Here is a 9620-nt window from a genome sequence, read left to right on the forward strand (position 1 = left end):
CGCCTTTCCCGTCGGCGCCGTGGTCAGCGAAATTGACGCCACCGTATTGGTCGGCAACGAGCCTAGCAAGATTTACATACAGCGCCAGGCCGTGCCGAAGCAGCAGTCCCTGGACGAGGTTTTCGCTGCGGCGTTGACGGGTTTGCGCCAGCGCTACCTGGGCTTGCGTGTGATTCGCGAAGGCCTGGGCAGCTTGGCGGGTAACAAGGCCCTTACCTTGGATTTCCATTTCTCTGATGGCGAGCTAGAGCGGCACGGCCGTCTGCTGGGCGCGCTTGTCCCTCTGGCCGGTCGGCAGGAACGGGAATGGTTGGGCATCCACTGCGTCTTCAACCCTCAAAACCCTTCGCTGGAAAGCTGGCTGCTGGATTTCGAGCATTTGCTTGCAGGCCTGGCGGCCTGCTGACGCCTTTTCATCCGTTCAAAAGGACAGCCCTTAACATGGACTATCACTGCCAGGAAGGAAGCTTCTCGCTGCCTGAAGGTTTTCAAGACCGTACCGTCAACATGTTCGTGCTCGGCGCCAGCGTGCCTGGGCCACTGAGCATTACTTTGTCCCGAGACACCCACCTGCAGGGCGAGGACCTGGCCGATTACCTGATGCGTCAGCTCAAACAACTCGCCGCCAAGCTGCCCGGCTACACCGTGCTGGAACAGCGCGAGGTGGTTCTTGGGGTTGCTGCACCTGTCGCCGGGCTGCAGATCGATGCCTATTACCTGAATAGCAAGCGCCCGATTCACCAGCGCCAGGCAGCGTTCTTCACCGGCTGCGGCCGGGTACTGGTGTTCGCCTGCACTTCCCAGGCAGATTTCACTGCGCAGCAGCGTTGCGAGTGGGACCAGTTGCTGGCCAGCTTCACCCTACGCGGTCTGGATCAAAACGATCCGACTGGCGCTGGCGAGCAGGAGTAGCCGGATGCTCGCAGCAGCCCGCCTCTACGACGGCATCGAACATACCGGCGCCCTGGCCGGGCTGGTCCTGGGCGCGGTGGCCGGCGTTGCGCTGGTCACTGCCGTGGCCTTCACCTTCGCCACCAGCGGCCTGGGCGGCTTTCTGATCGGCATGGCCGCCGGCGTGGCCGGGTCCAGCCTGGCGGCGGCAGGCGAGGCGCTGGGCAGCCTGTGCAGTTCGGCGGCGGGGGTCATCGAATCAGGCTCTCCGGACATATTCATCAATGGCCGGCCCGCAGCCCATGTCGAACACAGCATCGCCCTGTGCGACCAGCATCCGCCCACCGTGCAGGTGGCCGAAGGCTCCCCCACGGTGCTCGTCAACGGCAAGGCCGCGGCGCGCAAGGGCGACCGGCTCAGCTGCGGTGCGCGCATTGCCGGCGGCTCATCGAACACCTTCATCGGTGGCGGCACCCGCACCTACCTGCCGATCACCGAAGAAGTGCCCGCCTGGCTGCGCTACTCCACGGACATCCTGATGGGCATCGCCGGCGGCGCCAGCGTGGTGCGCAGCGTCTTCAAGCGGGGGTTGCAACAGGGCATCAAGGCCGCGCTGCCCTGTGCCGGGCGCTTTCTGGCCGGGGTGCTGGCCGGTGATGCACTGGTGCGCTTCGGCCTGGCCCCGCTGGCCTCCAGGGTACTGGGCGGCCAGTTCGGCCACCCGGTGGACACCACCACCGGGCGCAAGCTGCTGCCCGAGGAAACCGACTTCGTGTTGCCCGGGCTGATGCCGATCGAGTGGTCGCGTTTCTATGCCAGCGATATTGCCGCCGTTGGCGCGCTGGGCCGTGGCTGGGTGCTGCCCTGGGAACAGAGCCTGCGCCGCTGCGGGTCGTTTCTCTACCTCAGCGACAGCCAGGGCCGCAGCGTGCCCTTTGTCACCCTCGAGCCCAACCAGCGCATCTTCAACCCCCACGAACAGCTGTACCTGGTACGCACCGCGGGCGGGCACTACCTGCTGCAGACCCTGGACGATGTGTTCTTCCATTTCGGCGAGGTGCCCGACGATGACGTCCCCGTGCCGTTGCAGCGCATCGAGAACGCCCAGGGCCATTACCTGCATTTCACCCGCCATGCCGACGGCCGCCTGACCGACCTCACCGCCACTGGCGGGCAGCGGGTGCACCTGCACTACGACCACCCCCTGGGCCGGCTTACCGAGGTCAGGCGCGTCGACGGCGACCGCGCCGTGGAAACCCTGGTGCAGTACCGCTACGACGCCGCCGGGCACCTGCTCGACGTGGTCAACCGCAATGGCGACCTGGTGCGCCGCTTCGGCTATGGCGACGACGGCCGGATGATCCGCCACGACAATGGCCTGGGCTTGAGCTGCCACTACCGCTACGCGGTGCTCGGCGGCCAGCCACGGGTGGTGGAGCACTGGACCAGCGACGGCGAACGCTTCCACTTCCACTACGACCTGGCCGCGCGCACCACCACCGTCACCGACGTGCTCGGCCGACAGGCCCAGGTGCACTACGACGCCGGCCACCGCGTGGTAGCCAGCACCGACCTTGGCGGCGAGCGCTACGCCATCGACCTGGACCCCTACGGCAATCTCACCGGCCTGACCCTGCCCGACGGCAACCGCCTCACCCTGGCCTACGACGAGCACGGCCGGCTGACCGAGGAAACCGACCCGCTCGGGCGCAGCACCCGCTACCGCTACCACTTTCTCAGCACCCGGGTGCGCCAGGTCGATTACCCCGACGGCACCTGCCGGGTGGCCGACTACGACAACCAGGGCCACCTGATCGGCGAGATCGACCCCCTGGGCCAGGCCACCGAGTACCTCAACAGCCCCGACGGCCTGCCGCACACCGTGATCAATGCCCACCACCAGCGTACCCACCTGTGGTGGAACGCCCGCGCCCAGGTGGCGCGCTACCAGGACTGCTCCGGCCATGCCACCGAATACCGCTACGACGAGCGCGACCAGCTCAGCGCCATCACCGACGCGCAAGGGCACACCACCATCTTCGAGCGCAACGCCAACGGCGACGTGCTGCGCCTCCACCACCCCGACGGCAGCCACGAAACCTTTACCTACAACGTTCATGGCCAGCTGCTGAGCCACGCCAACGGCAAGGGCCAGCTCACCCGCCTGCGGTGCAACGCCCGCGGCCTGCCCATCAGCCGCCAGGCCCCCAGCGGCCAGCGCACCGAATACACCTACGACGCGGCCCAGCGCCTGAGCGCACTGATCAACGAAAACAACGCCGCCTACCGTTTCTGCTACGACGCCAGCGACCGGTTGATCGAAGAGCAGCGCATCGACCGGCTCACCCGGCGTTTTCGCTACACCCCCGGCGGCCACCTGGCCGAGCTGACCGAGATCGGCCACGGCGAGCAGGGCGAGCGCCCCGAACGCCGCACCACCTTCGAACGCGACACCCTCGGCCGGCTGCAGGCCAGGGTCACCGCCGACGCCCGCCTGGCCTACACCTACGACAGCGCCGACCGGGTGGTGGCCATCGCCCGCACGCCCACCGCCTGCGGCAAGCGCCTGGGCATGAGCGCAGAAACCCTCGATTTTGCCTACGACCCGCTCGGCCGGTTGATCCGCGAATCCAGCCCCCAGGGCACCCTCAGCTACGACTACGACGCGCTGCACAACCTCACCACCCTCGGCCTGCCCGGCGGCCAGCAGCTCAACCACCTGTATTACGGCAGCGGACACCTGCACCAGCTCAACCTCGACGGCCAGGTGATCAGCGACTTTCAAAGGGACACCCTGCACCGCGAGGTCTACCGCACCCAGGGCCGCCTCACCAGCTGCTTTGGCCATGACGCCCTGGGCCGCCGCGCCTGGCAGTTCGCCTCGACCCTGCCCGCCGACAAGCTCGCTGGCGTGCTGGGCGATGCCAGCCTCAGCCTGCTGGTCGACCACCCCTACAACCCGATCCACCGCCGCTACACCTACGACCGCGCCGGCGAGCTCACCCGCGTGCTCGATAACCTGCGCGGCGAAACCCGCTACCTCCACGATGCCCGCGGCCAGCTGCTGGGTCGTGAAACCGGGCACCCGGTGGACAGCGAAGCCTTCCGCTACGACGCCGCTGCCAACCGCCTGGACTACACCGCCCCGGTGTTCGCTCAGGTCAATGACAACCGCCTGGCCCACTGGCGCGACCAGACCTACCGCTACGACCCCTGGGGCAACCTGATCGAAAAGCGCAGCGGCCATACCCAGCTGCAGCACTTCACCTACGACTGCGAGAACCGCCTGGTCCGCGCCGACACCTGGCGCAACGGCCAGCACCACAGCAGCGGCCGCTACCAGTACGACAGCCTCGGCCGGCGCGTGGCCAAGCACAGCGAGCGCGGCGGCCACACCGCATCCACCCGCTTCCTCTGGCAAGGCCTGCGCCTGCTGCGCGAAGACACCCCGGCGGCCAGCTGCCTCTACCTGTACGAGCCCGACAGCTACGCGCCCCTGGCCCGGGTCGACCAGGCCGAAGGCGAAGCTCAGCAGGTGTACTACTTCCACACCGACGTCATCGGCACCCCGCTGGAACTGACCAACGCCGCCGGCGAGATCGTCTGGCAGGCCCGCTACCGCTGCTGGGGCGAGATCGACGCGCTCACCGTGAACACGGTGGAACAGCACCTGCGCTTCCAGGGCCAGTACTTCGATGCCGAAACCGGGCTGCACTACAATACCTTCCGGTACTACGACCCCGAGGTCGGCCGCTTCACCACGCAAGACCCGATCGGGCTGCTGGGCGGGGACAACCTCTACCAGTACGTGCCGAGCCCGGTGGGATGGGTGGATCCTTGGGGGTGGTCAGCGTGTGGGCCGAACAAGAAGACGAGTTATGAAGGTGTAAGCCGTCGGGATGCGTTTAGGCAGGCGAAAAGGGATGCGGGGATACCTAATGGCCAGAGTCCGAGTATAAGTAAGCCTTATTTAGAGGATGGCTATGGGAAGCCAATCCTGGGTAAGTATGGGTTGCCTATAGAGACGCGCCAGTATCATTATGTCAATCGAAAAGGTGAGAAGGTAATTATTCAGGAACATAGCCTCGGCCATAGCAAGGCCACGCCTTTACATGGTGCGGAGCCACATTTCAATGTTCGTCCCTGGGATAACACAAAAACCGGGGATGTTTCTGGTACGCATGGGCACTACAACTTCCCGTGGAGATATAAATGAACTTATTGGATGTTGTCCACCACAAAGAGTTTCTCGACCGGATTTTTCCCGATGGGATTTCTGAGAAGATAGTTGTCGCGCAAGTCTCAGTAGATTCATTTGGAAGTACAGAGCTTGGTATTCATGTCAGGAAAAAACCTGCTATTAATATCCCTAAGTGGGGGGAGTGGGGTGACGACTACAATACTATTGTCATAAAAGCGATTGGTGTAACGGTGAAAAGTCTGTCTGTGATCAATATCCAGGAGGCTACTTACGCCGATTTCTCTCTGGCTGAGTGTGCTGATGGCTATCTATTGAGTCAATCTAACGGCTCTTGGAGCATTGAGTTGGTATTCGAGAGTCTAATGTTCCACCGTTGTGTGGTTTACCTGGACGGAGTTTAAAATTTTTGAGAGTGCGGCCCAAGAAATATGCCGCAACTGAAATGAGAAAGCGTTAATTAGCACTTAAAATCGGAATAACGATGGAGTGTATATGTAGAGCCCGCTAGCATAAGTCTCTGAGTCAGTTTGGGGGGGGGGGCTGAAGTTAAGTACGATATTACAAAAGGAAGGGGTGGAGATCACGTAGAAACGGATGTGTCACGGAATAGATTGGAGTGGAAAAAAATCCACGTTATCACACTAAAGAATTGACAGTGTGAGGAGACGTTAATTTGCTGAATCCTAAAATAGTGAAAAGTAAATAGAATGTTAAAGGAAAATGAAGTTATTCAGTTTACCGGGGAGGAGGCTTTAGAAATTCTTTTGCAGGTTGAGTACATTCTTATTTCGCTGTGTAACATCGCTAGATATTACTATCATGGTGATCCGAATGAGGTGGTCGATAGGAGCGCTTATGAAAAAGAAACAGCTAATTTTCTTGATAAGAACTCTGTCGCAGACCGCTTGTCCCAAGTGCGCAAACTGATTTGCGAAAAATTCGATAGCGAGCTGGGAGAGGATGATATGGACGATACGGAGAGATTTCTCGAGAATTTACGCTACTGGAGTAAGCCTGGCGATTGATTATGTTCAGTCTGGGTTGCAATAAGAGGTGAGGGTTTTAGGATGATTGGCCTAATAGCGATTACTGCATTGTTTTCGAGCAATGTGTGCGAGAGAAGTAAAGATCTGGTCACCGAATCTATGCATGAGTCTGTAAAGACTCGTCAGTACCATTATGTTAATCGCAAAGGCCAAGGGATAATTATTCTGAAATTATAGCCTGCGTCACTACAGCTTTCCGTGGAGCTATAAAATAAATTATTGGAAGTATCCAGACGCTGGAATGCCCGGAATTCCTAAGCATCACGAATCAGGGCACATGCATGCAATTAATAGCTCAGGTTTGGAGAAGGTTTTCATATGGTAGGTTCGGAAAGAGTTTATGAGTTTTCTGTCCCGGATTGGAGAATGCCATTTGCTGCCGTCCCGCAAGGGGCATTTTGCATCTGTTATCAGTCAGGATTCGACTCGAATGGCTATGGTCCTTATGGCTTCAATACAGCAAATGCTAAAAAAATACTTTGCATGCTGACCGAAGGCGCGTTTTATTATGATGTCATTTCTGACGAGGTTGTTCCGGCCCAGACACTTGGGGCTGTGGGCTTCTATATTTCAATTTGAGTTTGAGTATGGAAGTGGAGATTGTGGAATACGAAAAATTACGGAAAAAGTCTATTTTGCTTCAGAGGTATGGTAAGGATGTGTTGCCCCCAGTTAGGAAGCCAAAAGTCTTGGAGGTCTTCGAGTCTGGCCATCTTGTCGTCGGCGAATCCGAGAAGGATATCTTGGGGCATATTTTTATAAGAAACAATTACGCTCCTGAAGCTGGGGCTTCGCTTATACTGTTCGGAAACAAAATAAGGGTAAGAGTAAAAGATCTTTGTGACAAATTTGGAGTGGAATACGTAGTTGTTGAAAGTATTGATAAGCTTAAAGCTTGGTGATCGTAGCAATCAGAGTTCTGCCTTTACTATCAGTGCAGCTTCTGATGTAGATAGGGTTATCGAGTGTAAGAATGATAAGTGGAGGTGGGTTATAGGCTGTATCGAAAGACACTTGTTAGTTGATTTCGGATATAAGAGCCAGTACCCGGAAATTGACTCTCCGGTTGATTTGACAGATGCTAATAAGAAGGTAATCCTGAATAGAGCATTTGTTAAGATTCAAAGCAGAGAATATCAACATCTGAGACCGGATAGCTCGAAGATCGTATTCCAGGAACATTTATAGGCGCATGTCTATGGGCCTCCCGGGACGCCAGGGAATCAAGGTCCGCATTTTAATCTGCGTGAGCTGAATATTGAAACCGGAAACTAATTTAGGAATGGGAGTGTTAAAGGGTCTTTATGAGCACTATGAATTCCCAGGGCGGTAAAATTTGGCATCGACTATTGGAGGAGGGCTCTAGATTTGTGAATGTCTTCGGTGCTAGCTTTGATAGAGAAGAGATGGAATTTGCAAAGCTAGTGGTGCATGATGAGGTGAAGGTAAGTTTCTATTTTAATATCCTACGCTTGCCAGAATTGGCGCCAGCCCGGTGGGTGGATAGAGGAAATAATGCAGCGCGATTTTCTGTGGTATTCCATAAGCCATGGAGTTTAGAGGTGAGCGGAGCCCTTAGCTGCTTCGATTGCATCCCTGTCATTGGTTTTTCAGATAAGGGTACAAGTTTTTCCGTGCAGTTTTCCGAGACTAAAATCGTATGTATAGGTCGGGATGTGAGTATAAGCGAAATACGACCCTATCTAGATGTGCGCATCAAAAAACACGCCAGATAAATACCATGGCCTACTTTCTGTATTCTGCGTATTTCTCAGTGCTAAAGCTGGGTAAAAATTTCAATAAGATTGAAGCTGAGTATGTAGCTGGTGATAGTGCTGACGATTAAGCATTGGTGGATAACTTCACAGTTCCCTACCTGCGGCCTGCTTGGTAAGGAGATAAAATGTGGTTTAAAGTATTCGAAGAAAGTAGTAAGTTCTCAGATGTTTTTGGGCTTGGTTTCATTCAGGAGCTAGTAGAGTTCGATATGTTGGTTGTTCACGATGAAATGCGTGTCAGCTTTTATTTTAGAATTTTAGGGTTGCCTGACTCCGCGCCTGTCCAATGGATAGTAGGGGGGTATAACGCGGCAGAATTCACAGTCGTCTTCCATAATCCACTGAAACTAGAAGTGAGCGGGGCGCGCAGCGGCTTTGACTGTGCTCCAGTCATGGCGGTGTCAAGTGAGGGTACGAGTTTATGTGTCGAGTCCGCCGATACCAAGATCTTTTGTATCGGAAAACATGCGAGTATAGGAGAGATACGACCCTATACCGATTCACGGATCCGTAGCGCATAAAATTACACAAAACGGAGAGCGAGAGCAGCGTATTTCCTCGCGTCAAACGCGCAGTCAGTATCTTCGAAGCCAAGAATCCCAGTTAAGCCCATGGTTATAGAAAACGATTCGGGAACTGAAACGATCTTCCATGTAACAGACTCCCGAAGTTTCTATGTGAGCTCCTATATAGTCCGTCGGGATGCCTTTAGGCAAGCAAAAAGGGATGCGGAGATACCTTATGCCCAATCAGGTCAGGTGGACCGGGTTCACCTACTAGATGGAAATGGGGAAAAGATCAAATACCCTAATGGTCAGGTAGTGACGACACGACAATATCACTATATAAACAAAAACGGGGACCGCGTAGTTATCCAAGAGCATAGCTGGGGGCACTCTAAGGCAACAGCCGGGCACGGGGCTGAGCCCCATTTTAATACGAGAGCTGCGCAGGACCTTAAGGTGCATAATTTCCCCGGAACCCATGGACACTATAATTTTCCGAGAAGCTAATGAACGATTTAATGAAATTTATCCATGGGAAGAAGTTTCTGGAAACTCTATTTCCAATGGGATTGACCGAGCCAGTAGTAATAGGTCAAATTTGCCTGAATGTTTTCGGGAATACCATAATTAGTTTGCATACTAAGCAGCAGCCCGTCGTTGAGGTGGCGAAATGGGGGGTGTGGGGTAAGGACTATAATGTGGTAGTGATAAAGCTGTTAGGTGGAGATGATGCACTTTTAGAGGCTAGGAACTGGCCCAGTAAAAACTATCTGCCGCTAGATCTTTTGATTGAAAATGACAGGTGTCAATTGGTCTAGAGTGATGGAGACAAAAAAATCAGCATTGAATTTTCAGAATTTATTTTTCAGAAGTGCGAGAAATATTTAGATGGTTGATTCAACCCTAACTTCAAGTGGCCGGTTTGTCGGGTGGTAGCTTGGTAGGCAACTAAAGGTCGCCCGCTTTGGCCCGGAAGCCCACCGATACGTTCTCTAGCGGAACTTGATCACCCACGACAGCTACATGTCCTAGGCCCGCATCGACCAAGCCGAAGGCGCCGCAGCGCAGGTCTACTACTTCCACACCGACGTCATCGGCACCCCGCTGGAACTGACCAACGCCGACGGCGAGATCGTCTGGCAGGCCCGCTACCGCTGCTGGGGCGAGATCGACGCGTTCACCGTGAACACGGTGGAAC

General features: G+C 56.1%; 11 protein-coding genes. All 11 read left to right on the forward strand.

The window, feature by feature from the left end; genetic code table 11:
- Positions 1-19 precede the first annotated feature (19 nt).
- A complete protein-coding gene (locus LG385_RS23755) occupies positions 20-406 on the forward strand; it encodes a hypothetical protein (RefSeq protein WP_225776131.1) in 387 nt (128 codons plus the stop codon).
- A 35-nt stretch (positions 407-441) separates the two neighbouring features.
- The gene (locus LG385_RS23760) at positions 442-912 is read left to right on the forward strand and encodes a DcrB-related protein (protein ID WP_225776132.1); all 471 of its coding nucleotides are present in this window, start codon (positions 442-444) and stop codon (positions 910-912) included.
- Between the two features lie 4 nt (positions 913-916).
- The gene (locus LG385_RS23765; protein ID WP_225776133.1) at positions 917-5107 is read left to right on the forward strand and encodes an RHS repeat-associated core domain-containing protein; all 4191 of its coding nucleotides are present in this window, start codon (positions 917-919) and stop codon (positions 5105-5107) included.
- On the forward strand, positions 5104-5493 hold the full coding sequence (locus LG385_RS23770; RefSeq protein ID WP_225776134.1) for a hypothetical protein: 390 nt from the start codon (positions 5104-5106) through the stop codon (positions 5491-5493). Before LG385_RS23765 ends, LG385_RS23770 begins: the two co-directional genes overlap by 4 nt.
- A 306-nt stretch (positions 5494-5799) precedes the next feature.
- Positions 5800-6117: a hypothetical protein gene (locus LG385_RS23775; RefSeq protein ID WP_225776135.1), complete on the forward strand. Its 318-nt coding sequence runs from the start codon at positions 5800-5802 to the stop codon at positions 6115-6117.
- 339 nt (positions 6118-6456) lie between these two features.
- Positions 6457-6717 (forward strand): hypothetical protein, encoded by a 261-nt coding sequence (locus LG385_RS23780; RefSeq protein ID WP_225776136.1) that lies wholly within the window; start codon positions 6457-6459, stop codon positions 6715-6717.
- An 8-nt stretch (positions 6718-6725) separates the two neighbouring features.
- Positions 6726-7040 carry a hypothetical protein gene (locus tag LG385_RS23785; RefSeq protein ID WP_225776137.1) on the forward strand — a complete coding sequence of 105 codons (315 nt, stop codon included), beginning with the start codon at positions 6726-6728 and terminating at the stop codon, positions 7038-7040.
- Positions 7041-8041: 1001 nt separating this feature from the next.
- A complete protein-coding gene (locus tag LG385_RS23790; protein ID WP_225776138.1) occupies positions 8042-8437 on the forward strand; it encodes an immunity 50 family protein in 396 nt (131 codons plus the stop codon).
- A gap of 90 nt (positions 8438-8527) precedes the next feature.
- Positions 8528-8929, forward strand: a complete 402-nt coding sequence (locus LG385_RS25835) for an HNH/endonuclease VII fold putative polymorphic toxin (RefSeq protein WP_225776139.1) — start codon at positions 8528-8530, stop codon at positions 8927-8929.
- A gap of 11 nt (positions 8930-8940) precedes the next feature.
- On the forward strand, positions 8941-9240 hold the full coding sequence (locus LG385_RS23800) for a hypothetical protein (protein WP_225776140.1): 300 nt from the start codon (positions 8941-8943) through the stop codon (positions 9238-9240).
- 292 nt (positions 9241-9532) lie between these two features.
- On the forward strand, positions 9533-9620 hold an 88-nt coding region (locus tag LG385_RS25480), incomplete at its 3' end, for an RHS domain-containing protein (RefSeq protein WP_263974748.1).

The organism is Pseudomonas sp. Marseille-Q5115, assembly GCF_916618905.1.
GTDB lineage: Bacteria > Pseudomonadota > Gammaproteobacteria > Pseudomonadales > Pseudomonadaceae > Aquipseudomonas > Aquipseudomonas japonica_A.